This is a genomic window from Marinobacter sp. EhC06, assembly GCF_001650915.1.
Taxonomy (GTDB): Bacteria; Pseudomonadota; Gammaproteobacteria; order Pseudomonadales; family Oleiphilaceae; genus Marinobacter.
Map to the genome: position 1 here is coordinate 41,848 of NZ_LXYO01000035.1, position 25,312 is coordinate 67,159.

Consider the following 25,312-nt stretch of genomic DNA (forward strand, 5'->3'; position numbering starts at 1 on the left):
GCCAATGACCGCCTACGTGATCGGCAACATCACCGTAAAAGACCCCGACAAATGGGCACAATACCGCAGCCTTGTTCCGGAAACGCTGGTTCCCTGGGGTGCGGAACTGGTACTTCGGGGCACACAGGCAAAGGTGCTGAGCGGGCAATACCGGCACACCGATACCGTTGTCATTCGGTTTCCCGATGCGGATTCCGTCGTCGATTGGCACGACTCTCCTGCCTATCAGGCATTGGTGCCGTTACGCACCCAGGCAGCAGATGTGGATCTGGTGACGTTCGAGGCCGATTAATAACTACTGCCACCGCTGGCAGCCTGGCGCCTATACTGGAAAGCAAACCAACAGAGAAGCGCCATGGAAAACAATTCAACAAGCCTGAGCATGACCGTTCTGATGACGCCGGACAAAGCCAATTTCTCCGGCAATGTGCACGGCGGCACCCTGCTGAAGTACCTGGATGAGGTTGCCTATGCCTGCGCCAGCCGCTACGCGGGGACTTATGTTGTTACCCTGTCCGTCGACCAGGTGATGTTCCTCCAGCCCATCCAGATTGGCGAGCTGGTCACCTTTCTGGCCAGCGTGAACTATACCGGCCGTACCTCCATGGAGATCGGCATCAAGGTGGTTACCGAGAACATCCGCGACAAGTTGGTCCGCCATAGCAACAGCTGCTTCTTTACCATGGTGGCGGTTGATGACAACGGCAAAGCTGTCGCCGTACCGCAGCTGGTTCCGGGCACCGATGATCAGATACGGCGATTTGCCAACGGCAAGGAGCGCCGCGCGATTCGTGCCGAACTGGAGGAGCGCTACAGGGCACTGCATAAGAAATGAGCCCGGTGCTCTAAACGTCACGCGATGGTATGGTTCAGGAACGGATCGACGCCAGTATTGAAGACGAACGGATCAACAGGAGATGACCCAATACACAGAAAATCCCCGAGTCTAGAACCAATAAACCTCAATTTTTTAAATCAAGGAAGATCATGAAAGTATCCCCCCTCCCCCTCATCGTTCTCTGCCTGTTCATGGGCTTCACTTTCTGGGTAATGGCCGGAGCCGAGCAATCCCTCCTGGCCTTCGGTGCCCAGCTGATGTCCAGCCCCGATACCGCACAGGTTGTTATCGATCTCTACATTCTCGCGGTATTGGCTTGCATCTGGATGTACCAGGATGCCAAACGTCGAGGCAAAGGATTGGGTTACCTGATTCCGTTTTTCGTTCTGACAGCAGTGTTTGTCTCCGCAGGGCCCTTGCTGTATCTGGTTCTTCGAGGTGGGCGCGAGACTGAAGCCGGTAGGCTTTGACCATTCGTGTGGGCTAGATCAGCGTCGGCTATCTTTGAGCACCCGAGCTACAATGCTAACGTTGAGTGGTTTCAGTCAGCCAGACTCCGGAGGGCCCCATGGCAGGCGGATGGTCTCGTGATGGTGCGGTTCAGGAACAGATCGACGCAAGCGTTGAAGATGAAATCCAGCGCGCGCGCAGCCAGTTGGCCAAAGGCGAAAGTGCCGAGGAATGCGATGAGTGCGGAGCGCCGATTCCAGAGGCGCGGCGCAAGGCCATTCCCGGTGTTCGTTTGTGCATTGACTGCCAGTCGGCCCATGAAAAAGAGCACCCTCACTCCGGCGGCATCAATCGCAGGGGTAGCAAGGACAGCCAGCTTCGATAGCCCGTTGATTCACTTGCTCTAAAGCTCAGGAGCTATAGAACCATGCTAAGGATGACACCACACGTAATTTTTCAGTTTATTCTGCCCGCAATTTTCGTATTCCCCGGACTTGCACTTGCTGAGCCAGCTGAACCTGAAGTTTACATCGCTAGCGACCAGTTGGTCCTGGAAGTCCGGTATTGTGAATGCGAGGCCACCAGGCCCAATAGCCGTTCATCCGATGTGTTACCGGTATTTCTGGAAGAGTCGGGTGTTCTGAGGATGGCGGTGTCTGCCGAAGATAAGGGCTTCGCTTCAACTGCTGAAGTTTCAATCGGGTATCAGGTCAGTCGAATCAAAGACTCACCCGGTAAACTCAATTTCGGATTTGCAGGCACCTATACCACAGGTGGCAGGCATAGTTCGGGCCACGGGCAACTCATTCTGGAGAAGGGTCAATGGGTAATCCTGTTTGGCTCGCGTCACGAGAGTGGAACTGGATCGCTCCATTCAAATGTCGCTGTGCGGCTGGTAGAACCAACTGATTCATGATGGTGCCTTTAAGACTACAGGAATTAGTCAGATGATTCGGGAGTACAGGCAGGCCGATTTAGATCAAATCCTGGAGATTTGGCTATCGGCCTCAATCAAAGCTCATAATTTCATTGCGCCGGAGTTTTGGGAATCAAAGGTCAACGACATGCGGGATCTATACATTCCTGCATCGGAGACATTCATAGCAGAGTCCCAAGGAACGATGGCCGGCTTCTATAGCCTTTACGGGACAACCTGGCGGCAATCTTTGTAGCGCCTGACTTGCAAGGCAAGGGAATCGGCACGGCCTTGCTGGATGACGCTAAAAAACGGCGGGAGTGCTTGCAACTGACCGTTTACAAAGAGAATGTGCCGAGCGTCAAGTTCTATGAAAAACAGGGATTCGTATTTGTTGGTGAGCAGATAAATGAGCACACTGGTCACCCTGAGCAGGTCATGGAGTATAGCAACGTTACTTTAAAACCACCCCATGGATGCTAAATTTCCACGGTGAAGACAGACATTTATGGAGTGCCGGTATCGAACGTAGCGCTGGCTGAGACGAGCCGCCGGGGATGGTCTTCCGACCGTGCCCGGCGGCTGCTTGTCTTTGACAGGGCTTACTCTTCCATTGTGATTCCAGATCCACCAATGTCTTCCGGGGTATCCCGGAACTTTGGCAAGCCGTCGTGCACCCTCAGCACTTTCTCCTGGTAGTTCACATGCACACCGGGCTTAAACGGCAATTCCGGCAGGATCGCCGCGTAGACGTCGGTCAGGCCAAGTTCCGGATGCTCCGTCAGAATATGCCCACCGCAGCTCTTGCACCATTTACGATAGCTTTGTGGGGTTTTGTGATACGAAACAATGTTATCCATGCCCCTAGTGATCTGGACTGCCTCCGGCTTCCACAGAGTAAAGGCGTTCACGGGCCCCGCGGACCAATGCCTGCATGATTCACAATGGCAATAACCCATAGCCTCGGGCTGGCCGCGGGCATTCAATTCAACCGCACCGCAGAAACAGCTTCCTTTGTAGGTCGTCGTGCTCATGATCTGCACCTCCTCGACGTTGGCAATTGCGCCCTTTCGAGGATCCGCTCCGGGATCCACCATCAAACGTACTGGGTAAAGTATTTGCTATTTGCACCTTTTCGCGTAGTGGCGGCTGCGCCACAATAAAGGGACATTTCGGACTTCCGAGGTGCAGGATGATTGATGTCACCGTCGTTCTGGTCGAGGGCGGAATGCCGTCGACCGCCGTGGCTCCGGTGGAGGTTTTCAGCACAGCCGGCGTGCTTTGGAACTCCATGCGAGGCCTGCCGGCCGAACCGCGTTTCAGGGTGCGCACCGTTTCCCAGGATGGCAAAAAGGTGTCCACCGCCGTGAACCTGAACCTGGAGCCCGGCCGTCGCCTCGACGAGGTGGACGCCACCGATCTCATCATCGTATCGGCAGTGGGAACAAATCTGGAGGCCGCTTGCCGGGCCAACGCACCACTCTACCCCTGGCTTCGCGATTGGCATCAGAGAGGCTCCAGAATTGCCGGGGTCTGTGCCGGCGTTGCATTGTTGGCTGAATCCGGCCTTCTGGATAAAAGGCCCGCGACAACCCACTGGGGCGTTGTCGATGCCTGTCGTCGCCGGTATCCCGATGTTCATTGGCAGCCAGAGCGGTTTCTGACAGAGAGTGACAACCTGCTCTGCAGCGGCGGCGTCTATGCTTCCGTGGATCTCAGCCTATACCTGGTTGAAAAGCTGTGTGGCCACAGGGTGGCCATCGAGACCGCCAGGGCCTTGCTACTGGAAACGCCCCGGATTTGGCAGATTGGGTACGCAGCCGATCCCCCTGCGGTTAACCATGAGGATCGGTTGGTACGGCGAGCTCAGCAGTGGTTGTTCGAACATTACAACGGCCCGGTCCGTATCAGTGAACTGGCAGAGTCCGTGGCCATGAGTCCGCGCAATTTCGCCCGGCGTTTCAAGCTCGCAACGGGAGAAACACCTACAGACTATCTCCACCGGCTGCGAATCAATGCTGCGCGGCATTTGCTGGAAAACGAGCAACAAACAATCCAACAGGTTAGTCGAGCCGTTGGCTATGATGACCTTGCTTTTTTTCGTAGGCTGTTCAAACGCTACGTGGGCTCCTCTCCCAAACACTATCGGGAGAGTTTCACTGTCGACGCGTCCGAAAATGTTGCGATTAGCGGGCGCAGTCCTCATCGATAATTCTTCGATTATCAGAAGGAATAATTGAAGGGTTCTAAACCATCTCTTAAATGCTAAGTTTCCCGGAGGGAGACATACTTTGATGGAGTTGTGGAAATGAGCAGAAGGGAGCGACCGAATCAGCCCGGCCGACAGAAAGCGTTAATTTGGCTGATTGCTGGTTTTGGATCAGGCATCGCCATTGGCGCTGCTGTCGGCGTGACATTGTGGACCCCTATGGCGGGGATAGCTCTGGGTAGTGCATTGGGAGCCGGCTTGGGAGGCGTACCGGCATCGCTATATTATTTTGGTGATCTGAAATAACAGTGCGCTTGGCATACGATCTAACCCAAGCGCTGTTACATTCCCCATTTAAGACTCCGCTTAAAGCCTGGGCTCTTGTGCCGGTGTTCACAATCATTGCAGTCTCCGTCGGCCTCAGCACTGGCTTATTTCGGCCGGGTTGGCTGGATTCGCCACTTACTCCCCTGCTTCCCTTCATATTGTTTTTGTTTCCCTCATTGCTCGAAGAAGCCTTTTTCAGGGGCGTACTGATTCCAAGAAACATCCTGGCATCCGGCCGGGTAAAAGCGACCTGGCGTGTTGTAATCAGTACGCTGCTATTCGTTGCGTGGCATCCGTTCAATGCAATGGCCTTTAACCCAACGGCTATTCCTCTTTTCCTTGATCCGTGGTTTCTGGTTATCGTGGGCGCTATGGGACTTACCTGCGGCTTCGCTTATGCGCTTTCCAGATCGATCTGGGTGCCGGTTATCATTCACTGGGCGGCTGTAACGGTCTGGGTGCTTTTTCTTGGCGGTAGAAATCTTGTGCTGGAGTTGTAACCTTGTACCCGCTCCCTCCCGCTGAAAGATGCTAGCCTCTGACTCAAGCAAGTTTTTGGAGGTACCCCTCATGCCCTACAACAAAAATTCGGAATTGCCAGCCAGCGTGCGCAATAACCTGCCAGGGCATGCTCAGGAAATTTACCGCAAAGCGTTCAATTCAGCATGGGAAGAATACCGTGATCCCGAAGACCGCCGTGGCGACGCAAGCCGGGAAGAGACGGCCCATAAGGTTGCCTGGGCGGCGGTAAAACAGGAGTATCACAAGGAAGGTGATAAATGGGTTAAGACTTAAACCGTCTGAATTGGTTGGCCTACCGAGGAGTGCATCATGATGTGGTTCATCATCTATGTGGTATCACTTTACGCCCTCTGGGAAGCGATTGACCTCAAGGCAAATACCTTTTTCGCCAGTGGCGTTGCCCCTTTCACATTCTTTATCGTGCTAGTGGTTTTTCTTCTGTGGCTATCCACCAAGGTGAAAGTTCGCTCAGGCTCCTCATCGGGGGTTGGCGGTGGTAGCTTTTTGGGCGGCGGAGGGGACTCCTGCGGAGGCGGTGGCGATGGTGGTGGAGGCTGCTAGCAATTAAGCTACCATCTTGTGTTTTCTGCCTCCCCCCCACCACTCGCCCATTCTGGCAAAGGAATCTGCATGAAAATCTACGGCGATACCAAGTCCGGCAACTGCTACAAGGTACAGCTGGTCTGCCACCTGCTGAACATTGACCATCAGTGGATTGATGTCGACATTCTGGCCGGCGACACACAGTCTGATGAATTTCTGAAAAAGAACCCGAACGGCAAGATTACTCTGCTGGAGCTGGATAGCGGCGAGACGCTGTCAGAGTCCAACGACATCATTAACTACCTCGCGTCCGGCTCTGATCTGTACCCGAATGGCGGCCTCGCCCAGGCCCGCGTTCTGCAATGGCAATTCTTCGAGCAGTACAGTCATGAGCCATTTATCGCCGTCGCGCGCTTTATCAACAAGTACCTAGGACTGCCGGCGGAGAGAGCCGATGAGTATGCCGCCAAGCAAACCGGCGGACACAAGGCCTTAGAGGTGATGGAGCAGCAGCTGGCACAAACGCCATTTCTGACGGGCGAGAATGTCACTACCGCAGATATCTCACTCTATGCATACACCCACGTCGCAGATGAGGGTGGTTTTGAGCTGGAAGCCTACCCTGCGATTCGGGCGTGGCTGGATCGCATTGCGGCATTACCGAACTTCAGGCCTATGGTCTAATCCAGCGCTTGCCTCAATCCCTCACCGATGACCTGGGTAAACTCGCGGATTCGCTTCACGCGTTTCAGATCAGGATGGGTGAGAATCCACAGAGGTATATCCAGTTCCGCAATGGGATCAGTCAGCCGGCAGAGCAAATAATCGGACTCCCCCAAGTAGTCTGGAAGTACGGCCACTGCGTCACCTGATCGAGTGGCAGTTTGCATGCCCAGCATTGAGTCAACGCGGTAACTGCAGCATTCATTCAACCCGTTTCGGGCCATCCAGGTTTCCAGGGCCCGATTGCCCATATGCGTATCCGGGCCAATCCACTGGTGCCCGGTAAAGGTGTCCAGAGGGGCCCGCCGGTTCTGCCAATGATGCCGTTGCCCATAGACGCTCTGACGAATTACTCCAACCTTCCGCCCAACCAGGGTTTCCGGGGGATTCCCGGTGGGGCGAATGGCGACGTCTGCTTCGCGTTTGCTCAGGCTGTGCACCTGATTCGAGATGACAACTTCCAGCTTGATATCGGGGAAGTCCCCACGAAACTTTTCGAACAATGTAGCCAGCAAACCCGCAAACAGAGTGTCGGTTGTGGTGACCCGGATGATTCCGGAAAGCTTGAGGTCTTTTCCTGCAAGCCGGCGCTCAACGCCAGTGATATCCTCTTGCACCCTTCTCGCGACGGAGAAAAGGTCCTCTCCGGCAGCGCTTGGCGTGTATCCAGTGCGCGATCGCTCAAAAAGCACCACGCCCAGCTGATTTTCCAGATTGGTGAGCCGGCGGAAGACTGTCGCATGGCTGATTCCCAGCTGCCTGCCAGCTCCTGAGAGCGTTCCCATGTCGGCAATAGCCGACACAATCTGCAGATCATCCCACCGTATTTGCTGTTCATTCATGCAAATTGAGTTCGCGCATATTGAGAATTTATGTGTACCAAAGAACAGCTTAGGCTATCGCCAGATGAATGCAAAAGGAGTGATGGGCTATGAACGTACTGATTGTTTTCGCTCACCCCGAGCGCAAATCGTTTAATGGCGGGCTGGTTGATGTGGCGATAGAGTCCCTTCAGGCTGTTGGACACATAGTGGAACTCAATGACCTGTACCAGGAAGAGTTTGATCCGGTTGAACGTGCGGGCCACTACCGCGAGCGGGTTGATGACACCTATTTCGCCCCGTTGACCGAGCAGCGGGCTCATTATCAACGACGGGCGCTGGCTCCTGAGGTTCAGAGGGAAATCAGCCACCTGGAGTGGGCCGACTTCGTGATCTTCCAGTTTCCGTTGTGGTGGCACGCGCAACCGGCAATCCTCAAGGGTTGGTTCGATCGGGTTCTGGTATACGGAGGGCTCTATTCCGGGAGCCGACGGTACAACCGGGGACACTTCCGGGGCAAAAAAGCTATGTTGTCGGTAACCACCGGGTCTCCGGAGCAGGCTTTCATGCCCTTCGGCCGCGCTGGCAATATGGTGGAATGGCTATGGCCGATGCATTCCTCACTTTATTACGTGGGGTTTGATGTTCTGCCACCCCAGGTGAGCTATGGCATTCAGGGAGGCGGTATTCGTTACGAGGACGAGTCCAGGTTCAGGGAACAGCTGGAACAGAAGAAAACCCTATGGGCGGAGCGGCTACCCGGACTATTCGATGAAACACCCATCCCTTTTACTGGCTGGGAAGACTGGGACGAGGACGGTATGCTTCAACAGACACATCCTATGCGGTGGCGCCTTTAGAAAATAGAGCATGTTTCAAAGAGCTCCATAGCCTCAACTGCGGAATGAATGCGACAAGGAATTAACAATGAAAGGCGAGTGCCTTTGCGGCGGAGTGAAATTCAAGATTGAGGGCAATATGCCCAACCTCTACCAATGCCACTGCTCCCTTTGCCGGAAGGTAACGGGATCGTCGGCGAATGCGGCAACTTTTGTGAAGCAGGAGGACTTTCACTGGCTGTCTGGTCAGGACAAAATCTCTTCTTTCCAGAAGCCAACAGGCTATCGCAGTGATTTCTGCTCGGTCTGCGGTAGCCCAGTACCAAACCAACTGAGGGGCATGGAGTTGGTTTGGGTTCCCGCAGGACTTTTGGAGAAATCATTTGAAGCGGCTGTGAACGTGCATCTTCACATGGGCTCAGCTGCATCCTGGGAACGTGATTCCGGGGAATGCATCCGCCTTGAGGCGGGGCCAGAAAGCCTCGCGGCTCTGAAGAACGCCATCAACCGAACATGAGGCGTGAAACGACTGGCCAAATAACGGGTAGAAATCTTTTTTCTTGAAAGTCGAAGAGGGGTTGGCGTTGAAAATGAGACAGGTCGCTCCAATCGCAATGTTCGTGTTCTGTGCGGGCTGTGCCTCCACAGAAGTCGCGGAAGAAGACACTGGATTCGCAGAATCACCCAGTCTGGAAGACTTTATTGGCTGTTACAGGAACTGCAGTGATCCTTCGGACGGCTCAGCGCCCGTCTGTTTGACCTCCATCATCTGGCCCGACGTGTTTACGGCTGAAACGCGACCCCAGGCGGTTTACATTCAGCAAGGCGATGGCAAGAGTCTGGTCGCATCTGCAATATCGAATGGCACGGTGCTCAAGCAGTCCCAATTTCGGGAAGGCAAGGATTTCGAGTTGAAGGCCGGGCGAATTGAGCTAAAGCGGGACTACATTGCCTCCGGCGCCCGAGAACCGGGCAACCCTTTCATCGGTGTGGTCACCAGCAAAACGGTGTTGGGGCTGGATGACTCGGGCCAGGGCCGCATCAGCCAGTCAACCGCCTTCGCCGGCACTGGTTTCCTGGTAATACCCGTTGCCGGGAAAACATCGAACACACAGCAGATCGAACGGGTTCCTGTAGATCTGTGTGAGATCAAGAATTAGGCACTTATTGACCTGCACCCAACTGCAGGAGGCTTGGGAGCGGCGGCAGACCTAATTCGCTCCACCAAACACATGCCCAAGCTTTGACGTAAGGAAAAATATTGGCATTACACGAAGCATTCATGGCACTCGCACTCTCCGAGTCGCAAAAGGCCCTGCCACACTGCTTGCCGAATCCTCCCGTTGGGTGCGTATTGGTAAAAGATGATGTGGCGGTCTCTACCGGGCACACGAGAGCGCCAGGCCGCTATCATGCCGAGGCTGATGCGCTGGCAAATTACGCTGGGTCGTTTTCCGATCTCACCGCTTACGTGACACTCGAGCCCTGCTCTTTTCACGGAAGAACCCCATCCTGTGCGGACGCTCTAATCAACAAAGGGATTAACCGGGTTATCGTTGCATTGATTGATCCAGACCCGAGAAACAACGGCCAAGGGGTGGAAAAGTTACGGCGGGCCGGCATCCAGGTGATCCAGGGCATTTGCGAGGAAGAAGTGAGCAGATTTTTGGGGCCCTACCTGCGTAAAAAGCAACAAACGAAATTGACAGGCGCGCAGATAAAACTACGGGGCCTCAATCAGAGAGATAAACCTGCAGTCCTCTCAATGCTCGCAGATCCTGAGGTCATGCGGTTTTTAGGTCCCCGCCGCGCTCTTTCTGATGATGAGGGAGCCGCCTGGTTTAACGACGCTCTTCAAGGTCCATCCCGCTTTGTTATCTCCGATGCTACATCTGACGAATTCATTGGGTTTTGCGGCATAAAGGAGATTAATGGCATTCTGGATTTCGGCTATTTCATCAGGTCGGAGTTCTGGGGCAATGGCATCGCAACCAGGGCCTGTGAACTGGCCGTCGAAAAGCTCGCACATGAAGTCGATCTTGCTACCGCACAGGTATTTATCGCAGACGACAATGAAGCCAGTAAAAGAGTCGCCGAAAAAATGGGCTGGCAGGTTGTCCGCGGTTCAACGAAGGATGGCGAGTTCGGCCATTACTACCGAATAGGCAAATAGATAATCGGTAATGTGATAGAACCAAACCAGAAGCACAACCATCCAGAGGGACTTATGTCAGAGATCGCCAACACTCCCGAACCGCCCTACTACGCAGTGATTTTCAGCAACCACCGCACCGAGGGCGACAATGGCTACGCGGAAATGGCCGGGCGGATGGCAGAGCTTGCGAAATCCCAGCCCGGTTATCTGGGCATGGAATCCGTTCGGGAGGATCTGGGCATCACTGTCTCCTATTGGAAGAGCCTGGAGTCCATCGCCAACTGGAAGAAAAACACGGAGCACCTGGAAGCCCAGCGGCTGGGTCATCAAAAATGGTATTCAACCTTTCGCGTGCGTGTTGCGAAGGTGGAGCGTGAGTACGGAATTTAACGTTTCCAGAGGTCAATTCCCTTGCCTGAACTGAAAACCATCGGTCTGTTTCTCGTCACCGCGCTGGCCGAAATCGTTGGCTGCTACCTACCATATCTTTGGCTTCGCGAGGGAAAGAGCATCTGGCTTCTGGTGCCAGGCGCTCTGAGCCTGGCCGCGTTTGCCTGGTTACTCTCCCTGCATCCTACAGCCGCCGGCCGGGTGTATGCGGCCTACGGCGGTGTGTATATCTTCATGGCTATTCTCTGGCTTTGGGCTATTGATGGTATCCGGCCAACCGTCTGGGATCTGGTGGGTTCCGGTGTTGCATTGCTGGGCATGGCGATCATCATGTTTGCGCCGCGAAGCACATAGCGAGCGCGGAGGGACTTTGATCATATGATGAGTATCAGACCTTACGCAGAACAGGACCTGGCCGACATCGTCGCTGTGTTCACGGATTCAGTGCATCAGATTGCCTCGCGGAGCTATACCCCGGAGCAACTGGCAGCCTGGGCACCACTATCGCCGGATCTTGAACAATGGCGTGCACGCCTTTCAGGTGTGGAAACACTCGTCGCTGAATCCAGGGGCGTATTGGCGGGCTTTATCTCTTTCACCTCCAACGGTCATATCGAGTTTCTCTTCACGGCGCCAACGTTCGCCCGTCGAGGTGTCGCCTCTCTGCTTTACGAGGCAGCAGTGCAGAGTCTGGCTTCGGGCGGGGTCAAAACGTTAACAACCGACGCAAGCCTGGAAGCCCTTCCGTTTTTCGAGTCCAGGGGATTTTCAGTTACAGAGGCGCAAACGGTGGAGCGCAACGGAGTACAGTTTCGGCGCTTCGCCATGACCGGCCCGTCATAACTTCATTTCCTCAACTATACTCACCTGTGGCAAACACCAGGGAGGTAATGAAATGAACAGGATTGCAGTTACCCTATCTTTAGCTCTGTTGACCGCGCCAGTTGCCGCATTCGCAGAGAGCATGATGTCTGAGGCACCGGCCAACGCTGGCGTGTATTTCGTGCAACCAACTGACGGTGCAACCGTCGACCAGACCTTCAAAGTCGTCTTTGGTCTTCGAAATATGGGCGTGGCGCCTGCTGGCGTGGAAAAAGCGGGCACCGGGCATCACCATCTGCTGATCGATACCAATGTGCCTTCTGATTTAAGCCAATCTCTTCCGGCAACGGATCAGATCAAGCACTTTGGTGGCGGGCAAACCGAAACCGAGGTCACTCTATCACCGGGTAAACACACGCTGCAGCTTTTGGTCGGTGATCACATGCATGTGCCACATAACCCGCCAGTGGTCTCCGAGAAGATCACAGTGATGGTGGAGTAACGTTCTACCCTGAACGGAATGGCCAGTGCAGAGTTGCATTTCAGTCAATCCCCTGAGCGTTCGATCATGGTACTGTGAGCGCAAATAACCCGAACGAATCCAGGGGATAACTGATGCGAAAGAACATTCTGATTACCGGTGCCAGCACCGGTCTCGGCGAAGGCATGGCCCGAGAATGGGCCGCCAAAGGCTGCAATCTGGCGCTTTGCGCACGGCGGGCTGGCAAGCTGGAGGCTCTGCAGCGGGAATTGCAGCAGGCCAATCCGGGTATCCGGGTGCTGGTTCGTGGCCTTGATGTCTGCGATTACGATGAGGTGTTCGAAGTGTTCCGTGGCTTCCGGGATGAGCTGGGCAGCCTGGATCGGGTGGTGGTTAACGCGGGTATCGGCAGCTCACAGCCCATCGGCCGTGGGCATTTTGCCGCCAACCGACACACCGCCGAGACCAACTTCATCGCCGCCATTGCCCAGAGCGAGGCGGCCATGGAGATTTTTCGCGAACAGAACAGCGGTCATCTGGTGTTGATGTCGTCAGTGAGCGGTGTTCGTGGTTTCCGTGGCCCTCTGAACGTATACGCTGCCACCAAGGCTGCCGTGGCCTCTTTGGCGGAGGGTCTGCAACTCGATACCAAGGGTAAGCCGATCAACGTCAGCAACATTATGCCCGGCTACATTCTCACGGATATAAACCGGGATACCAAAAACGCGCCCTTCCGGGTGGATCTGGAAACCGGCGTGAAGGCTCTGGTGAAAGCCATCGAATCCGAGAAGCGCCGCGCCTATGTTCCCTGGTGGCCCTGGACACCCCTGAGTTACGTGTTGAAGTCCCTACCCTTCGGGATCTTCGCGAGAGCCATGTAACCAGCCTGAGATCCACTTGATGATCAAATCCATCGCCTTGGCCACACTGCTTATCCTGTTGGTGGCCTTTCTGGGTTTCCAGTACTACATCACGTCAGTGCCCGACCTGGCAGAGCCCATTTCTGTTGAGGAAACCCGTTTTATCGAGCGGGACAACTCGCTCCTGGTAACTCTGCGGGGCAATAACGGCCGCCACTTTACCCTGGGCCTACGGGGAGACATTGAGAACGAGCCTGAAGAAACCGCCCTGTTCTTTATCAGCAATCCGGATTTAGTTCCCTATGTGTACTGGCCAGGGCTTCGCAGCAACGATGAGAAACGGGTGCTGGAACTACTAGAGGATTTAGTCGAAAAAGAGGTGCAGGATGGGGAGATATCGCGCATCTACGAGGTTCTGAAGAACCGGAACTGACACTTTCAGTTTTGAGCCAGGAGGATTCACCCGCCTCTTGGGGCTGAAAAATGGCTGGGGAAGCGGGTCCAAAAACTCCCCCAGCCAGCGCCACGGTTGTGGCGACTTTCTAGCGCACTTTTGAAAGGAACTTCTGGGTGAGCGGGTTTTGCGGATCGGTAATCACCTGGCGTGCTTCACCGATCTCTGCAATCACACCCTCGTGGAAGTAAGCCACCCGGTCAGAGACATCCCGTGCGAATCCCATTTCGTGGGTCACACAGATCATGGTCATCCCCTCTTCTGCCAACAGGCGCAGGGTATCCAGAACCTCGCCGACCAGCTCCGGGTCGAGCGCGGAGGTCACCTCGTCAAGCAGCATGTAGTCGGGCTTCATGGCCAGAGCACGGGCAATCGCCAGGCGCTGCTGCTGGCCGCCGGACATTTTGGTGGGATAGACGTCGAACTTGTCACCCAGGCCGACATGCTCCAACTCTTTCTTGGCAATTTCAATTGCCTCTTCCTTGCTCATTTTCTTGACGATTCTGGGCGCCAGGGCGGCGTTCTCCAGCACAGTCATATGAGGAAAGGAATTCCATTGCTGAAAGACCATGCCCAGTTTCTGGCGCAGCTTGTCCTTATTGGTCTCTTTGGCATGGACATCCACATCATCAACGAGGATCTTGCCCTTGTTGATGGGCTCAATGGCATTGATGCAATACAGGAGAGTCGACTTGCCACTGCCGGAGCCCCCGATAACGCTCACGACCTCGCCTTTCTTTACATCCAGGCTGACGCCTTTCAGTACTTCAAGATCGCCGAAGGATTTATGGACATTCTGTACGCTGATCATATTGCCATTTTCCTCTCAACATACCGGCCGTAGTGGGACAGCGGGTACGAAATAATGAAGTAAAAGATACCAACACCGATCAGGATCTCGAGCGGTTGCTGGGTTCTTGAAATCAGTTGCTCCGACGTGCGCAGCAATTCCATGTAACCAATGACCGAGACCAAGGCCGAGTCCTTGATTACACTGAGTGCGACACCCAGCCACGAAGGGAACACAGCACGCAAACCAATCGGTAACCGAATGTGGTAGATGGTTTGCCATTTGGTCATACCCAGTGAGCGCGCTGCCGTCTGCATTGAGGGACTGACACTTTCAAAGCCACTGCGGAATACCTCGCTCATGAAGGCCATGGTATACAGCGAAAGCACAATGGAGCCCGCAACAAACGGCGCCAATGGATTTCCCATCGCACCGACAAAGGTGGAGAACAGAATAAGCTGGATGATCAGGGGAACACTTCTCAGCACGTCGAGCACGCTACCGAAAAGGACATTGACGGCCTTGTTGCTCTCGGCACGGAGAAAGCCGACGATCAATCCCAGAATAGTGCCCACCACGATGGCGACAACGGAGATGATGATGGTATTCCAGACACCGGTCAGGATCAGACCGCTATCGCTCCAGGACAGGGGTGTGAATAAAGAATTCATCAGATTTCCCCCTTGAAGAGTCTACGAGCAAGCAGTGATGACCCAAACAACACGAGTTTGGTGATAACGAAGTACATCACGGCCGCCACAATGAAGAACTCCAGCGTTCTGAACGACAGTGACTGCAAACGCTGAGTCGTGCCAGAAAGCTCGCTCATACCCACGAGAATGCCCAGAGAGCTCATCAGGATGGACCAGACAAACTGGTTGGTCATCGGGTGGTAGATGCGTCTCAGCATCTGCGGAAGGATGATGTATCGATACGTCTGGATACTGGTCATGCCCAGCGACTTGGAGGCGCTGTACTGGGTGCTCGGAATCGACTGGAAACCACCCCGGAACGTCTCTGTCAGGTAGCCCGCGTTGATGAAGACCAGTGCGCTCAGTACCGCCACATAGGGGCTGAGGTGGATACCAAATGCTCCAAGGCCAAAATAGGCCATGTAGATCTGGAACAGGGCCGGCGTATTCCGGGCGATCTCGACCCAGACCGTAGCAACCTGGCTGAAGAACTTCGTGTTATTCATTTTGGCGATCGCCAACAGTATTGCGATCACAACGCCCAGAAGCATCGCCAGAACGGATACGTGCAGGGTAACGAAGGCACCGTTCAGCAGCTGGGGCATGTTCTGGAACACAACGTTCCAGTGAAATTCGTAGTCCATACCTTGGCCATTTTATGAATGGTAGGAAACTCGACCAGAGCCCGGTAAGAAGGGCCTTGATCAGAATTTTAAGTCAGGACACCCGAGGGTGAGTGCCCGACCCGGGAACCAATGCAATGACGGCCGCCTGTTTGGCGGCCGTCGGTTCGGCGCTTACTTGTTGTCCCGGAGGGACTGAATCAGATCGGCCGGCGCATCGGTACCGAAGTGCTTGTTGTAAGCTTCGTTCATGTTGCCGTCGCGAATCTGGCGTACCAGGAACAGGTTCAGGTAGTTGATCCAGGCAACCTCATCACGCTTGGCGATGATGCCCACAACGTCGTCGTAGTTGGGAACGTAGGGGCCGGCTTCAAAGTCTTCGAACTCTTCGCTACGCAGTTTGGTCGCGATGTTCGTGTTGGTGGAAATGATCGCATCGACCTTACCCTGGTACAGACCCAGGTAAGCGTCATTCTCGGATTTGAAGGAGGTGTAGTTGTCCTTGCCCCAGCCCTGCTGCTCGGCATACGCGAGGTATTCGGTTTCGTAGGTGGTGCCGAGTGCCGCACCAACTTTCAGGTTCTTCAGGTCGTCGAAGGATTCAATGTTCTTGTCCTCGTTGGCGATAACCTGGAATTTGAACACGAAGTACGGGTAGGTGAAGCCAACGGTCTTGGCGCGCTCCAGTGTATCGGAGGTAGAACCGATAACCACATCAGTCTTGCCGGACACCAGGGAGGGAATCCGCTCGCCCCAGGTCAGGTTGAGAACGTTGACGTCTACGCCGAGCGCCTCGCCCAGATCGTTACAGTAATCGACGTCGAAGCCTGCAGGCTCGTTGTTCTCGTCAAAATATCCCATTGGTGGGAAATCCAGAACCACGCCACAGTTCAGAGTGCCACGTTGAATCACGGTGTCCAGCTGATCGGCTGTCGCGCTTACGGAGGTTACCGCAGCACAAGCGAATACAAGCGGTGCTAGTTTGCGAATCATAGTTATTCTCTCTTTTTCTTTCGTGGGCGAAAAGTGTGTGTCCGTTATGCCTACACAACACGAGTTATGTGCAAAAAGCATACGTAAAAATACTACCGTAGATTATTTAGTGAAAATTTTTGAAATTTGCCATTTGGTAGGCAATTTTCCTTAATTTCCTCAATATAACCGGATTTTTTGAGCCTGCAACTCGTGATAGCGGCCAAAAAACGAACAAACAGTCATTTTTCATGTTCTTAGGTCTATGATTTAACTGATGTTTACACCTCCTTAATCAAAAAGACGAATTTATTACGATAGCAGGCCATTTTAACTGTCTCTGAGCAACACAGCGGGGTTTAACCGCATTGCCCTGAGCGTGGGCAGGAGTCCACCCAGCAGCGCCAGCGAACTGACACCTCCGGCAACCAGCGCCCCAATCCACCATAAATCGCCTGCCGGCAGCTTCAAGGCGAGGTCAGCTACAGGTAAAGCAATTAGCGCACCAAGCGCCGTCGCGAAAACCGTTGCCAGGAAGGTCAGCAAACCGGTTTCCAGCAGCATGGATTGGCGGATGGCTCCGTGACGGGCGCCAAGGCAGTGCAAGAGGTTGGCCTCGTAAAGCTGCCGCCTGCGGCTGACACTCACCACGCTGGAAAGCACAAGCAGGCTGGCGAGAAGACTGACCGATGCCACAGCCGCCAGGCCCGCGGCTGCCTTGTTCAGCAGATCGCCTGCGGTTTCCAGCCAGTCAGCGGTGCGCAGCGTGATTACATTGGGGATGTTCTGTGCCAGCCATTGCTGGGATTCCCTGGCCGCCTCATCGCTTTGGTAGACCGCACCGACGTAAAGGCTGATCAAGTCGTCCAGCGCGCCTTGCTGCAATATGCCCTCGAACCAGAATCGCGTCTGAAGCCCTTTTTGCCGGTAAATTGCACGGATTTCGACGTCGATGCTCTTATCCTGTGCAGTAAAGGTGAGTTGGTCGCCCACCGCCAGTCCAAGCTGGTAGGCCTCCCGATCCTCCATGGCCATGTACGCGGGCTCCCCCTCGGGGGCCGGCGATTCCCACCAGCTGCCTTCCACCAGTTCCAGTGCTTCGGGGTTTCCCGAGAGATAACTCAGTTTGTATTCATCTCCCATGGCTTCTCGCCGGGCCCCGGCATTATCAGCGAGAACCTCCGCAATCGGCTTCTGGTTAATAGTGTCCAGACGGGAACGGACCATCGGAAGCAACTCAACGCGGCTGGAGGCATCCAACGCTTCCAGGCCGTTTTGCAGCGGTTCCATCTGGTCCGGGAACACTTCATAGAGGATTAGCGCCGGCGACTGTTCCGGTATGGTGGTTTCAAGCGCCCTCAGGAGCGTGGTAACCATCAACGTGCAGGCCACCACAAGCGTCAGTGCGGTGCCCAGTGACAGCAGGGTTGCCCGGAGCGGCGAATCCGGCCGGTGCAGATTGGCCAGGGCCAACCGCCGGGCAAACCTGCGGTCGGCAAAACCGCCGTTTTCCAGAGCCTTGGCACCGCGGCGCAACCCCTTGATCAAACCTTCCAGGAGGCCCCAGAGCAGCGTAACCGCCAGCAGGAACAGAAAGCCCAGATGAGGCGATGGCAGCCAGAAAAGAGTAGCGCCGATGTAGACGGCCAACAGAAGATAGCTGGCAATCCGCCAGCTGCGAGGCTCGTTGGGAGCCGCCTCGACCTGCCCCCGGAAAAGCCCGGCCGGCGCAGCAGCCAGGGCTCGCGCCAGCGCCGGCAGAGCAAAAACATAAGCAGTGAGCACCGCGAACAGCCAGCTCAGCAGCAAAGGAACAAACCACAGAGATAGCCAGCCGCCTGCCCCGTCGGGACCCGCCAATGCAAAGGCATCGCCCGCCAGGCTGATCGCCAGGGCGGAAAGCCCCAGCCCGATACAACCGCCAATAAGCCCCGCAAGGCTGCCCAATACACCAATCTGCAGGAGGTATATGCCGACAAGCGGTTTGCGACGCAGGCCAAGTGTTTGCAGGGTGGCAATTGTGCCCAGCTTTTCATCGAGGTAGGCGTGGATGCTGTTGGCAACGCCGAGGCCACCGATGAACAATGTAGTAAAAGCGATAAGGATGAGTGCTGTAGCAATCTGGTCCAGCCGCTCGGAAATCCGTTCGCTGCGCTCGGCAAACGTAGTGATTTCCCATCGCGCATCCGGGAATGCCTGCTCGAATTCCTCAAGCCAGGTGTCGAGATTCTGTTCGGTTTGTACCCGGTATTCGTAATCCACGCGGCTACCCGGGCGTATCAATCCGGTCGCCTCTACGGCCTGCTCGGAAATCATGATCGGCAGACCTCGCCAATTGGCGTTCAGGCTCCGATCCGGTTGCTTCTCGATAAGGCCGCTGATTCGGAAGGTGGCGGCGCCAATCTCAATCTGATCGCCCACCGACTGGCCCAGGCGTTCTGCCAGCAAAGGATCGATGATAGCGCCCCACTGCCCTTCTTTCTGGTCTGTAAGCGCACCCAGGGGTTCATCCGGCGTTAGCTCCAGCTCGCCGTATAGGGGATAGAGGGCATCCGGAACCAGTATCTCGGCCCGGAAGAAACCGTCGCCGCCGCTTCCGCTGACGATGGTATCGAATTCCCGAACCAGTGAAATTTTGCCGGTAGCACGAATCCATTCGAGCGCATCATCGGGTAGCGGCTCGCTGGTATCCAGCTCCACATCGCCACCGAGCAGCGCGCGGGTATCCGCCAGCAAGCTTTGCTCGATCACCCGGTAGAGGCTGGCTGTCGCAGCCACAAGGGTAACGCCGAGAATCAGGCAGGCCAGGAAAATCTTCAACGCAGAGATACGTGACCGCAGATCGGTGATCGCGAATCGGAGCATCCAGAGCGGGTTTGTGGAGCGTTCAGGAGGCATAGAGACGCCCACCGTCCATCCGGACCCTGTGCTGACAACGCTCGGCAACGCGCTCGTCGTGGGTCACCAGTACCAGCGTGGATTTGCTGTCCTTGTGCAAGTCGAACAGCAGAGAGAGCACTTTCTCACCGGTTTCATGGTCCAGATTGCCTGTGGGCTCATCCCCCAACAACAGGCTTGGCTGGTGAACCAGTGCCCGAGCGATCGCAACCCGTTGCTGCTCGCCGCCAGAGAGCTGCCCCGGGTAGTGCTGCAGCCGATGGCTGAGACCAACGGCCTCCAACATGGCGAGAGCTCGTTCCCGCGGCCTGGCCTCGCCGGCAATCTCAAGCGGCAGACTCACGTTTCCCAGGGCCGTGAGGCCAGGCAGCAGGTGAAAGGACTGGAAAATAATGCCAAGGTGCTCACTTCGCCAGTCGGCCAGAGCATTGGCGTCCATGTCGCCCAGGCGTTGATCGCCGACCAGAATTTCACCACTGGTCGGTCGCTGCAGGCCGGAGAGCAACAAAAGCAGGGACGTTTTCCCGCTGCCAGAGGGGCCTGTGATTGCCAGTGTTTCTCCCGGGGGCACCATGAGGGAGGCATTTTTGAGTACAGCAACCTTGCCGGACTCTGCGGGGTACTCGAGAAAAATGTCGGTCATTTCAACACTGGTGGACACTGGCGCTCCTCTGGTTTGATGAATTTCCTGCTCTGTTGCGTACTAGTAAATGATCGGCATCCGCATAAAGTTTAGAGTACGAACCCTTTTTAAGAGTGGCGCACTCACGTTTTTTGGCGCCTCCAAGGAAAAACAGGAGTCCTGACCATGACCGGACCGCTCGATGGCATCCGCATTATCGATCTGACAGCCATGATTTCCGGGCCTCTCGCGACCATGATACTGGCGGATCAGGGTGCCGAGGTTATCAAGATCGAGAATCCGGCGGGTGGAGACTTTACTCGCTCCGCGGCCAATCGGCAGGGCGATATGTCGGCGCTGTACCTCAACAACAACCGTAACAAGAAGTCGGTGGCATTGAACCTGAAAGAGCAGGAGGGGCGCGATGCGCTGCTGAGGCTGGTAGCGTCGGCCGATGTCTTTGTGCAGAACTTCCGGCCGGGCGTCATTGAGCGGATGGGTCTCGGCGAGGAGCAGCTGCGCAAGGTGGCGCCGAATCTCGTGATGGTATCAATCAGTGGCTTCGGTGACACCGGCCCCTATTCCCAGCGACCGGTATACGACCCGCTGATCCAGGGCCTCTCCGGATTGGCCACCGTTCAGGCGGGCGCCGATGAACTGCGTCCGCAACTGGTGAGGACCATCCTGCCCGACAAGCTCACCGGTGTAACCGCAGCCCAGGCGATTACCGCGGCTCTGTTTGCCCGGGAACGCACCGGGGAAAGCCAGCATGTCCGGCTGTCCATGCTGGACGCGATCATCGCGTTTCTCTGGAGCTCCGACATGGGCAGCCAGACCTTTGTTCACAGTGAGGTGCCACAGCAGGAGGCTGCAAGCCTTCAGGATCTCATCTATGAGACCACAACCGGCTACATCACCATTGCGGTTCAGAGCGATCGAGAGTGGCAAGCCCTCATTCGTGCCGTGGACCGCCCGGAGTGGGCGGAGGATCCACGATTCCAGACTGCCCGGCTGCGCCAGGAGAATATTGATGCGAGGCTTGAGCTGATCCAGTCGGTTATCAAAACCGATACGGCCGAACACTGGCTGGCAAGGCTTGAAGCCGAACAAGTGCCCTGTGCCCCGGTGTTGACCCGCACCCAGGTGCTCGACCATCCCCAGGTGCTGGCCAACGATCTGCTCTCACACTACGACCACCCCCAGGCTGGCCGACTGCGCCAGGCCAGGGCCCCGTCGCGATTCTCGGCCGCACCGGAGCAGCACTGGCAGGGAGCTCCGCGCCTCGGCGAGCAAACCGGCGAACTGCTGGCCGAGTGCGGGTATTCCGCCGAAGAAATCCAGGCGATGTGTGATTCTGGCATCGCAGCCGTGCCTGCCAAATAACATTCTGACGTCGCAAATCCACTGCAGCCGGACGATCCAATGCCCGTACCCGTGGTTCACCATCCAGACTACAGCTTTCCATTCCCGGCAAAGCATCGATTTCCCATGGAAAAATTCGGCCTCCTTGCCGATTACGCCCGCTCAAGAGGGCTTCTCACTCAAGCCAATAGCTTTCGCCCTGCCCCATGCCGGCAGGCGTGGCTGACCCGCACCCACTGCCCGGATTACCTCGCCCGTTTCGCCGGCGATCAACTCTCGGCGCGGGAGAAACGGCAGATGAATCTGCCCTGGAGCAAGGGCCTCGTCCGACGCACTTTCCTGGCTCCTTCAGGCACGGTTCTGACGGCGCAGTTGGCCCTTAAGCATGGCATTGCCTGTCACCTGGCCGGTGGTACCCATCATGCCCATTACGATTACGCTGCCGGCTTCTGCATCCTCGACGATCTGGCGATCGCCGCCAATGTGCTGTTGCAACAGGAGGGCATTGAACGTGTGCTTATCTTCGATGTGGATGTGCATCAGGGTGACGGTACCGCTGCTTTGTTGGCGAATGAGCCGAATGCCTTTACCTGCTCGATTCACTGTGAGCGTAACTACCCGTTCGAGAAAAAGGTGAGCGATCTCGATGTCGCCTTACCGGATGGCCTCGAAGACGGGGCCTATCTGGAGGTTGTCAGCGAAACGCTGCACAAAGCATTTGCGTTATCCCGGCCGGATATCGTGCTCTATGACGCAGGCGTGGATGTATTCAGGAATGATCCCCTCGGCCGCCTGAACATTTCCGAACAGGGAATTTTTGAGCGGGACTTCCAGGTGCTCAGTGAATTGAAACGTCGGGACATTCCGGTAGCGACGGTGATTGGCGGCGGCTACGATGACGACCGGGTGAAACTGGCCAAGCGGCACGGGATTGTTGTGGAAGCCGCCAGCCGGGTGTTTTCAACCGACTAACAGTGTCACTCGTGTTCAAAGCGGGCTCAGTCCTCATCACTGAAGGCAGAACGATGGAACTCCGCTGCCTCCTCGGCCTCCGGTACACCGATTTCATGCACTTCCGGCACCTCCCCTCCGGCAAGCACTTCGAGCACGGCATGCACCCCCTTGGACAGAGAACTCAGGCTGTAGCCACCTTCCAGAACCAGCGCTAACCGTCCCTCACAGTGTTTGTCAGCAATCGCCTGAACAATGCCTGTGATTACTTTGAAGCCCTCGTAGGTGAGGTTCAGGGCCATGTCGTTTCTGTGCGGATCAAAGCCGGCAGAGACCAGCACCAGATCCGGCTTGAAGTAATCCGCCGCCGGCATCAGGATCTCCCGGAACACTTTCTCGAAGGCAACGTCGCCAGCCGTTTCCGGAAGTGGCACGTTGATGGTGTAGCCCTCCCCCAGCCCATCACCGATCTCCTCCAGGTGACCGGATCCGGGATAGAACGGCGCCGCGCAGTGGGTATCGAAAAACAGGACATCGGGGTCTGCCCAGAAAATATCCTGGGTACCGTTGCCATGGTGGGCATCCCAGTCGATGATCAGAATCTTCTCACAGCCGAGTTTGGCCTGGGCATGGGCCGCAGCAATGGCCACATTATTGAGCAGGCAGAATCCCCGTGCCCGAACCGGTTCGGCATGATGGCCGGGCGGGCGGATCAGGGCAAACGCACTGTCACATTCCCCTTTAACAACGCTTTCAACGGCGGCAATGGCGTTGCCGGCCGCAGCCGTGGCGGCTTTGATGCTGTCGGGTGACACCGCCGTAGTGTCTTTATCAAGCCACGCCCGTTTGCCGTCCAGTGAGAAGATGTGGTCAAGGTAGGAGGTGGTGTGTACCCGTGCCAGCTGATCGTATGTTGCGGCAGCCGCACCCGATTTGAATTGAGTACCTGCCACAGGGTTTTCATCCAGATACGTCTTGATGGCGCTGATCCGCCCCGGGTGTTCCGGATAGCTCCATTTGAAGTCCAGCCCCTGAAGAATGGAGCGCACCCGCTTTTCCACCCGGCTGGGCATGAACGGAAGATCCACCTCGGGGTTATGCCCGAGCATGATCTCATCGTAAAACACATTCACACTGCGATCGCCGATCATGATCTGTTTCCTTTTCTTATCCCTATGATGCTGTCAGCGCTTGCTTCACTACAGAGGTGAATGCCGCCGCTCGAACGCCGGTCGGTTTGAAACCCAGTTTGGTCCAGGCGGCCTTGGCTTCCTTGTTTGAAGCGGAATACTCCAGGATCAGCTCCGAGGCGTGATGCGCCTCTGCGAAGGTCACCAGGTCCCGCAACAAGGCCTTGAGGATTCCGTGCCCCCGAAATTCCGGCTCTACCCAGATATCGTCAATAACGCCAGACTTGAACTCTGTAGACTCAGACTGCTCCCAGATGCCCTGGCTTCGCCAAATATAGACATAGCCCATTCCCACGAGACCCGAGTTTTTATTCTCCGCCACAAGCAACAGTTTGTTGGGATCGTCCAGCGAGGAGTGCAACGTTCGCAGAAGTCGCTTACGTTCACTTTCCTTAAGATCATGAGGGGGCGCGCCCGAAACATGCAGGGCCAGTTTGGCCAGGAATCCCACCATTTCGGGCAGATCCTCTTCGCAGGCCTCTCTGATAACAAATCCACGCTTCGTGTGCTTTCCAGCCACGTGCAACTCCCGTTAGACCGCTGTGTAGAGCTAACCTTCAAAGCTTAGTCGCTGGTTGATCCCGCTACAAAAGCAAAGTCCTTGAAACTGTTCTTGGAATAATTTCGGCTGCAGGTTAGTTTCAACAACAAACCTGATTTGAATTGCACCGGGATTTCTATGAGGCACGCGCACCGGAACAACATTGGTCGAGTGAGTATTCAGGCCAAGCGATGATGAGAAAACTTCTTCTGATCCTTTGCCTTGCGACGATGATCGCGCTGGTAGCCACTGTCGGCTCACGGCCTATGCTGATTGAAGAGAGGCTGATCCGGATTCAGGCGGAGGATACTCTCCGGGAGTTCCCTCGCATCGAATCGGAGCCACTGGAAGTTCAGGCCGCATTGCTCGATATGGCGGACGACGAGCTTCTTCTGCTGAAGGCTCGCGCGGCCTATTTGCGATACCCTGCCATGACCCGTGAGATCTTTCCGGTTTACGGGCCCGAGCCTGAGTTCCGGGAAATTCTCCGGTTGTATGGCGAAAACATTCTTCCGCCCATCCACTATTTCCTGAGCAACCCGATTGGCTCGATCGAGCTGATGAACGATCTGGCCACTCAATACCAGGCGGCTGTGGAGTTCTTAACCGGGAACGGAAAATCCGACAGCGATACAACCGGCCAGCAAAGCAGTCCGGGAAAGGAGAAGCTGACTCGGGAAGAGCGTGGGTGGTACGCGGTAGGCTTCATCCAGGAAGAGGGACATGATTTCCTGGGCCAATTCGTGGTGAACGATCAGGGCGACATTATCTGGGTTCGAACGGAACGTGTACTGGAAAATATCAATCAGTTTTTCGCCAGCGGCATCCGCAACCTGGAGATTCAGCATCGCACGGGTGAGGACGTGTCCGCCGCTGACGTTGGCTGGGCATCGGTGGATGTGCTGGTTTTTGCCAGCGCACTGAAGGTGCTTCGGGCAGGACGGGCAGTTGCGGTTTCTTCAAGAAGTGCCGCCGCTGGTACCCGGTCTGCAGCCCTTGGCGCTCGCCTGGCCAATAGCAGGCGCATGCTGATGACTACCGCCCGATACGCAAAGTGGCCCGCGGTAGTCGGCGTCGGATACCTGGTGGTCACGCACCCGGGTATTATCAACGACGTTCTGGCCGAGGTGTCCGAAATCCTGGGTTACCCGGTAAAGCTGGTGCAGTTTCTCGGATGGATGCTGATACTGCTGCCCGTCTTGTACGTCGGCAGCTGGGTATTCCGATTCATCGTGCGGCCAGCTCTTGCATTGCTGGGTGCCTCGATGGCCGGTCTGTCGCGCCTAGGCCGGCGGAAATCGCTTAACAGACTCGACTGATT

Annotated in this window: 34 protein-coding genes; 24 read left to right on the plus strand and 10 right to left on the minus strand. The window is 55.8% G+C overall.

The window, feature by feature from the left end:
• Positions 1-4: 4 nt before the first annotated feature.
• The 6 genes from A8B84_RS18120 (at position 5) to A8B84_RS22165 (ending at position 2,687) form a co-directional block, all read left to right on the plus strand.
• The gene (locus A8B84_RS18120) at positions 5-292 is read left to right on the plus strand and encodes a DUF1330 domain-containing protein (RefSeq protein ID WP_064226870.1); all 288 of its coding nucleotides are present in this window, start codon (positions 5-7) and stop codon (positions 290-292) included.
• Between the two features lie 63 nt (positions 293-355).
• Positions 356-835: an acyl-CoA thioesterase gene (locus A8B84_RS18125; protein ID WP_064226869.1), complete on the plus strand. Its 480-nt coding sequence runs from the start codon at positions 356-358 to the stop codon at positions 833-835.
• A gap of 152 nt (positions 836-987) precedes the next feature.
• A complete protein-coding gene (locus A8B84_RS18130; protein ID WP_064226868.1) occupies positions 988-1,308 on the plus strand; it encodes a DUF2834 domain-containing protein in 321 nt (106 codons plus the stop codon).
• Positions 1,309-1,406: 98 nt separating this feature from the next.
• Positions 1,407-1,673, plus strand: coding sequence for a DksA/TraR family C4-type zinc finger protein (locus A8B84_RS18135; RefSeq protein ID WP_064226867.1), 267 nt, complete (start codon positions 1,407-1,409; stop codon positions 1,671-1,673).
• A 42-nt stretch (positions 1,674-1,715) separates the two neighbouring features.
• Positions 1,716-2,204 carry a hypothetical protein gene (locus tag A8B84_RS18140; protein ID WP_082905225.1) on the plus strand — a complete coding sequence of 163 codons (489 nt, stop codon included), beginning with the start codon at positions 1,716-1,718 and terminating at the stop codon, positions 2,202-2,204.
• A gap of 291 nt (positions 2,205-2,495) precedes the next feature.
• Positions 2,496-2,687 carry a hypothetical protein gene (locus A8B84_RS22165; RefSeq protein WP_413772285.1) on the plus strand — a complete coding sequence of 64 codons (192 nt, stop codon included), beginning with the start codon at positions 2,496-2,498 and terminating at the stop codon, positions 2,685-2,687.
• A 119-nt stretch (positions 2,688-2,806) separates the two neighbouring features.
• Here the strand turns inward: A8B84_RS22165 and A8B84_RS18150 are convergent, their stop codons facing one another.
• Positions 2,807-3,238 (minus strand): GFA family protein, encoded by a 432-nt coding sequence (locus A8B84_RS18150; protein ID WP_064226914.1) that lies wholly within the window; start codon positions 3,236-3,238, stop codon positions 2,807-2,809.
• 158 nt (positions 3,239-3,396) lie between these two features.
• Between A8B84_RS18150 and A8B84_RS18155 the strand changes: the two genes are divergently transcribed.
• The 5 genes from A8B84_RS18155 (at position 3,397) to A8B84_RS18180 (ending at position 6,489) form a co-directional block, all read left to right on the plus strand.
• The gene (locus A8B84_RS18155; RefSeq protein ID WP_064226866.1) at positions 3,397-4,416 is read left to right on the plus strand and encodes a GlxA family transcriptional regulator; all 1,020 of its coding nucleotides are present in this window, start codon (positions 3,397-3,399) and stop codon (positions 4,414-4,416) included.
• A gap of 311 nt (positions 4,417-4,727) precedes the next feature.
• Positions 4,728-5,240, plus strand: a complete 513-nt coding sequence (locus A8B84_RS18165) for a type II CAAX prenyl endopeptidase Rce1 family protein (RefSeq protein WP_161487076.1) — start codon at positions 4,728-4,730, stop codon at positions 5,238-5,240.
• A gap of 70 nt (positions 5,241-5,310) precedes the next feature.
• On the plus strand, positions 5,311-5,535 hold the full coding sequence (chaB, locus tag A8B84_RS18170) for a putative cation transport regulator ChaB (protein ID WP_064226863.1): 225 nt from the start codon (positions 5,311-5,313) through the stop codon (positions 5,533-5,535).
• Positions 5,536-5,571: 36 nt separating this feature from the next.
• The gene (locus A8B84_RS21615) at positions 5,572-5,823 is read left to right on the plus strand and encodes a hypothetical protein (RefSeq protein WP_064226862.1); all 252 of its coding nucleotides are present in this window, start codon (positions 5,572-5,574) and stop codon (positions 5,821-5,823) included.
• A 69-nt stretch (positions 5,824-5,892) separates the two neighbouring features.
• Entirely contained in the window at positions 5,893-6,489 is a 597-nt protein-coding gene (locus A8B84_RS18180; protein WP_064226861.1) for a glutathione S-transferase family protein, read from the plus strand.
• On the opposite strand, the gene A8B84_RS18185 is transcribed toward A8B84_RS18180, so the two are convergent.
• Positions 6,486-7,370 carry a LysR family transcriptional regulator gene (locus A8B84_RS18185; protein WP_064226860.1) on the minus strand — a complete coding sequence of 295 codons (885 nt, stop codon included), beginning with the start codon at positions 7,368-7,370 and terminating at the stop codon, positions 6,486-6,488. The two genes, A8B84_RS18180 and A8B84_RS18185, sit on opposite strands and share 4 nt — an antisense overlap.
• A gap of 89 nt (positions 7,371-7,459) precedes the next feature.
• Between A8B84_RS18185 and A8B84_RS18190 the strand changes: the two genes are divergently transcribed.
• The 10 genes from A8B84_RS18190 to A8B84_RS18235 all read left to right on the plus strand — a co-directional run bounded on the left by A8B84_RS18190 (position 7,460) and on the right by A8B84_RS18235 (position 13,329).
• A complete protein-coding gene (locus A8B84_RS18190) occupies positions 7,460-8,209 on the plus strand; it encodes an NAD(P)H-dependent oxidoreductase (RefSeq protein ID WP_064226859.1) in 750 nt (249 codons plus the stop codon).
• Positions 8,210-8,276: 67 nt separating this feature from the next.
• Positions 8,277-8,705: a GFA family protein gene (locus A8B84_RS18195; protein WP_064226858.1), complete on the plus strand. Its 429-nt coding sequence runs from the start codon at positions 8,277-8,279 to the stop codon at positions 8,703-8,705.
• Between the two features lie 73 nt (positions 8,706-8,778).
• Entirely contained in the window at positions 8,779-9,348 is a 570-nt protein-coding gene (locus A8B84_RS18200) for a hypothetical protein (protein ID WP_138102993.1), read from the plus strand.
• 101 nt (positions 9,349-9,449) lie between these two features.
• A complete protein-coding gene (locus A8B84_RS21915; protein ID WP_227512606.1) occupies positions 9,450-10,361 on the plus strand; it encodes a GNAT family N-acetyltransferase in 912 nt (303 codons plus the stop codon).
• A gap of 54 nt (positions 10,362-10,415) precedes the next feature.
• Entirely contained in the window at positions 10,416-10,733 is a 318-nt protein-coding gene (locus A8B84_RS18210; RefSeq protein WP_064226856.1) for an antibiotic biosynthesis monooxygenase family protein, read from the plus strand.
• A 21-nt stretch (positions 10,734-10,754) separates the two neighbouring features.
• Positions 10,755-11,087, plus strand: coding sequence for a YnfA family protein (locus A8B84_RS18215; protein WP_064226855.1), 333 nt, complete (start codon positions 10,755-10,757; stop codon positions 11,085-11,087).
• A 24-nt stretch (positions 11,088-11,111) separates the two neighbouring features.
• Positions 11,112-11,576 carry a GNAT family N-acetyltransferase gene (locus tag A8B84_RS18220; RefSeq protein WP_201257915.1) on the plus strand — a complete coding sequence of 155 codons (465 nt, stop codon included), beginning with the start codon at positions 11,112-11,114 and terminating at the stop codon, positions 11,574-11,576.
• Between the two features lie 61 nt (positions 11,577-11,637).
• Positions 11,638-12,057 (plus strand): DUF4399 domain-containing protein, encoded by a 420-nt coding sequence (locus A8B84_RS18225; protein WP_413772180.1) that lies wholly within the window; start codon positions 11,638-11,640, stop codon positions 12,055-12,057.
• A 113-nt stretch (positions 12,058-12,170) separates the two neighbouring features.
• Complete coding sequence (locus tag A8B84_RS18230; RefSeq protein WP_064226853.1) at positions 12,171-12,917, plus strand: SDR family oxidoreductase; 747 nt, start codon at positions 12,171-12,173, stop codon at positions 12,915-12,917.
• A gap of 19 nt (positions 12,918-12,936) precedes the next feature.
• A complete protein-coding gene (locus A8B84_RS18235) occupies positions 12,937-13,329 on the plus strand; it encodes a hypothetical protein (protein ID WP_064226852.1) in 393 nt (130 codons plus the stop codon).
• Between the two features lie 109 nt (positions 13,330-13,438).
• Here the strand turns inward: A8B84_RS18235 and A8B84_RS18240 are convergent, their stop codons facing one another.
• The 6 genes from A8B84_RS18240 to A8B84_RS18265 all read right to left on the minus strand — a co-directional run bounded on the left by A8B84_RS18240 (position 13,439) and on the right by A8B84_RS18265 (position 19,968).
• Positions 13,439-14,161 carry an amino acid ABC transporter ATP-binding protein gene (locus A8B84_RS18240; RefSeq protein ID WP_014576841.1) on the minus strand — a complete coding sequence of 241 codons (723 nt, stop codon included), beginning with the start codon at positions 14,159-14,161 and terminating at the stop codon, positions 13,439-13,441.
• Positions 14,158-14,811 (minus strand): amino acid ABC transporter permease, encoded by a 654-nt coding sequence (locus A8B84_RS18245; protein ID WP_008169529.1) that lies wholly within the window; start codon positions 14,809-14,811, stop codon positions 14,158-14,160. The genes A8B84_RS18240 and A8B84_RS18245 overlap by 4 nt, the downstream gene beginning before the upstream one ends.
• Entirely contained in the window at positions 14,811-15,476 is a 666-nt protein-coding gene (locus tag A8B84_RS18250; RefSeq protein WP_008169533.1) for an amino acid ABC transporter permease, read from the minus strand. The genes A8B84_RS18245 and A8B84_RS18250 overlap by 1 nt, the downstream gene beginning before the upstream one ends.
• A gap of 153 nt (positions 15,477-15,629) precedes the next feature.
• Positions 15,630-16,448 (minus strand): transporter substrate-binding domain-containing protein, encoded by an 819-nt coding sequence (locus A8B84_RS18255; RefSeq protein WP_064226851.1) that lies wholly within the window; start codon positions 16,446-16,448, stop codon positions 15,630-15,632.
• Between the two features lie 309 nt (positions 16,449-16,757).
• Positions 16,758-19,325, minus strand: a complete 2,568-nt coding sequence (locus A8B84_RS18260) for an ABC transporter permease (protein ID WP_064226850.1) — start codon at positions 19,323-19,325, stop codon at positions 16,758-16,760.
• Positions 19,315-19,968, minus strand: coding sequence for an ABC transporter ATP-binding protein (locus A8B84_RS18265; RefSeq protein ID WP_064226911.1), 654 nt, complete (start codon positions 19,966-19,968; stop codon positions 19,315-19,317). The genes A8B84_RS18260 and A8B84_RS18265 overlap by 11 nt, the downstream gene beginning before the upstream one ends.
• A gap of 165 nt (positions 19,969-20,133) precedes the next feature.
• Here A8B84_RS18265 and A8B84_RS18270 point away from each other — a divergent pair, with 165 nt between their 5' ends.
• Together A8B84_RS18270 and A8B84_RS18275 are read left to right on the plus strand one after the other, a co-directional pair.
• Complete coding sequence (locus A8B84_RS18270; protein ID WP_064226849.1) at positions 20,134-21,330, plus strand: CaiB/BaiF CoA transferase family protein; 1,197 nt, start codon at positions 20,134-20,136, stop codon at positions 21,328-21,330.
• A gap of 39 nt (positions 21,331-21,369) precedes the next feature.
• Entirely contained in the window at positions 21,370-22,281 is a 912-nt protein-coding gene (locus A8B84_RS18275) for a histone deacetylase (protein WP_064226848.1), read from the plus strand.
• 26 nt (positions 22,282-22,307) lie between these two features.
• On the opposite strand, the gene A8B84_RS18280 is transcribed toward A8B84_RS18275, so the two are convergent.
• Both A8B84_RS18280 and A8B84_RS18285 read right to left on the minus strand, forming a co-directional pair.
• Positions 22,308-23,411 (minus strand): histone deacetylase, encoded by a 1,104-nt coding sequence (locus A8B84_RS18280; protein ID WP_064226847.1) that lies wholly within the window; start codon positions 23,409-23,411, stop codon positions 22,308-22,310.
• A 22-nt stretch (positions 23,412-23,433) separates the two neighbouring features.
• Positions 23,434-23,970: a GNAT family N-acetyltransferase gene (locus A8B84_RS18285; protein ID WP_064226846.1), complete on the minus strand. Its 537-nt coding sequence runs from the start codon at positions 23,968-23,970 to the stop codon at positions 23,434-23,436.
• A 212-nt stretch (positions 23,971-24,182) separates the two neighbouring features.
• Between A8B84_RS18285 and A8B84_RS18290 the strand changes: the two genes are divergently transcribed.
• Entirely contained in the window at positions 24,183-25,310 is a 1,128-nt protein-coding gene (locus A8B84_RS18290; protein ID WP_227512604.1) for a hypothetical protein, read from the plus strand.
• Positions 25,311-25,312: the final 2 nt, after the last annotated feature.

Bases quoted from the DNA above. Each gene is read 5' to 3' on its own strand.
- A8B84_RS18190 (WP_064226859.1), top strand. From the start codon at position 7,460: ATGAACGTACTGATTGTTTTCGCTCACCCCGAGCGCAAATCGTTTAAT.
- A8B84_RS18195 (WP_064226858.1), top strand. From the start codon at position 8,277: ATGAAAGGCGAGTGCCTTTGCGGCGGAGTGAAATTCAAGATTGAGGGC.
- A8B84_RS18245 (WP_008169529.1), bottom strand. From the start codon at position 14,811: ATGAATTCTTTATTCACACCCCTGTCCTGGAGCGATAGCGGTCTGATC.
- A8B84_RS18180 (WP_064226861.1), top strand. From the start codon at position 5,893: ATGAAAATCTACGGCGATACCAAGTCCGGCAACTGCTACAAGGTACAG.
- A8B84_RS18290 (WP_227512604.1), top strand. From the start codon at position 24,183: ATGATGAGAAAACTTCTTCTGATCCTTTGCCTTGCGACGATGATCGCG.
- A8B84_RS18235 (WP_064226852.1), top strand. From the start codon at position 12,937: ATGATCAAATCCATCGCCTTGGCCACACTGCTTATCCTGTTGGTGGCC.
- A8B84_RS18125 (WP_064226869.1), top strand. From the start codon at position 356: ATGGAAAACAATTCAACAAGCCTGAGCATGACCGTTCTGATGACGCCG.
- A8B84_RS18220 (WP_201257915.1), top strand. From the start codon at position 11,112: ATGATGAGTATCAGACCTTACGCAGAACAGGACCTGGCCGACATCGTC.
- A8B84_RS18255 (WP_064226851.1), bottom strand. From the start codon at position 16,448: ATGATTCGCAAACTAGCACCGCTTGTATTCGCTTGTGCTGCGGTAACC.
- A8B84_RS21615 (WP_064226862.1), top strand. From the start codon at position 5,572: ATGATGTGGTTCATCATCTATGTGGTATCACTTTACGCCCTCTGGGAA.
- A8B84_RS18185 (WP_064226860.1), bottom strand. From the start codon at position 7,370: ATGAATGAACAGCAAATACGGTGGGATGATCTGCAGATTGTGTCGGCT.
- A8B84_RS18230 (WP_064226853.1), top strand. From the start codon at position 12,171: ATGCGAAAGAACATTCTGATTACCGGTGCCAGCACCGGTCTCGGCGAA.
- A8B84_RS18270 (WP_064226849.1), top strand. From the start codon at position 20,134: ATGACCGGACCGCTCGATGGCATCCGCATTATCGATCTGACAGCCATG.
- chaB (WP_064226863.1), top strand. From the start codon at position 5,311: ATGCCCTACAACAAAAATTCGGAATTGCCAGCCAGCGTGCGCAATAAC.
- A8B84_RS18155 (WP_064226866.1), top strand. From the start codon at position 3,397: ATGATTGATGTCACCGTCGTTCTGGTCGAGGGCGGAATGCCGTCGACC.
- A8B84_RS18150 (WP_064226914.1), bottom strand. From the start codon at position 3,238: ATGAGCACGACGACCTACAAAGGAAGCTGTTTCTGCGGTGCGGTTGAA.
- A8B84_RS18275 (WP_064226848.1), top strand. From the start codon at position 21,370: ATGCCCGTACCCGTGGTTCACCATCCAGACTACAGCTTTCCATTCCCG.
- A8B84_RS18240 (WP_014576841.1), bottom strand. From the start codon at position 14,161: ATGATCAGCGTACAGAATGTCCATAAATCCTTCGGCGATCTTGAAGTA.
- A8B84_RS18120 (WP_064226870.1), top strand. From the start codon at position 5: ATGACCGCCTACGTGATCGGCAACATCACCGTAAAAGACCCCGACAAA.
- A8B84_RS18280 (WP_064226847.1), bottom strand. From the start codon at position 23,411: ATGATCGGCGATCGCAGTGTGAATGTGTTTTACGATGAGATCATGCTC.
- A8B84_RS18210 (WP_064226856.1), top strand. From the start codon at position 10,416: ATGTCAGAGATCGCCAACACTCCCGAACCGCCCTACTACGCAGTGATT.
- A8B84_RS18140 (WP_082905225.1), top strand. From the start codon at position 1,716: ATGCTAAGGATGACACCACACGTAATTTTTCAGTTTATTCTGCCCGCA.
- A8B84_RS18250 (WP_008169533.1), bottom strand. From the start codon at position 15,476: ATGGACTACGAATTTCACTGGAACGTTGTGTTCCAGAACATGCCCCAG.
- A8B84_RS18130 (WP_064226868.1), top strand. From the start codon at position 988: ATGAAAGTATCCCCCCTCCCCCTCATCGTTCTCTGCCTGTTCATGGGC.
- A8B84_RS18265 (WP_064226911.1), bottom strand. From the start codon at position 19,968: ATGACCGACATTTTTCTCGAGTACCCCGCAGAGTCCGGCAAGGTTGCT.
- A8B84_RS18260 (WP_064226850.1), bottom strand. From the start codon at position 19,325: ATGCCTCCTGAACGCTCCACAAACCCGCTCTGGATGCTCCGATTCGCG.
- A8B84_RS18200 (WP_138102993.1), top strand. From the start codon at position 8,779: ATGAGACAGGTCGCTCCAATCGCAATGTTCGTGTTCTGTGCGGGCTGT.
- A8B84_RS18135 (WP_064226867.1), top strand. From the start codon at position 1,407: ATGGCAGGCGGATGGTCTCGTGATGGTGCGGTTCAGGAACAGATCGAC.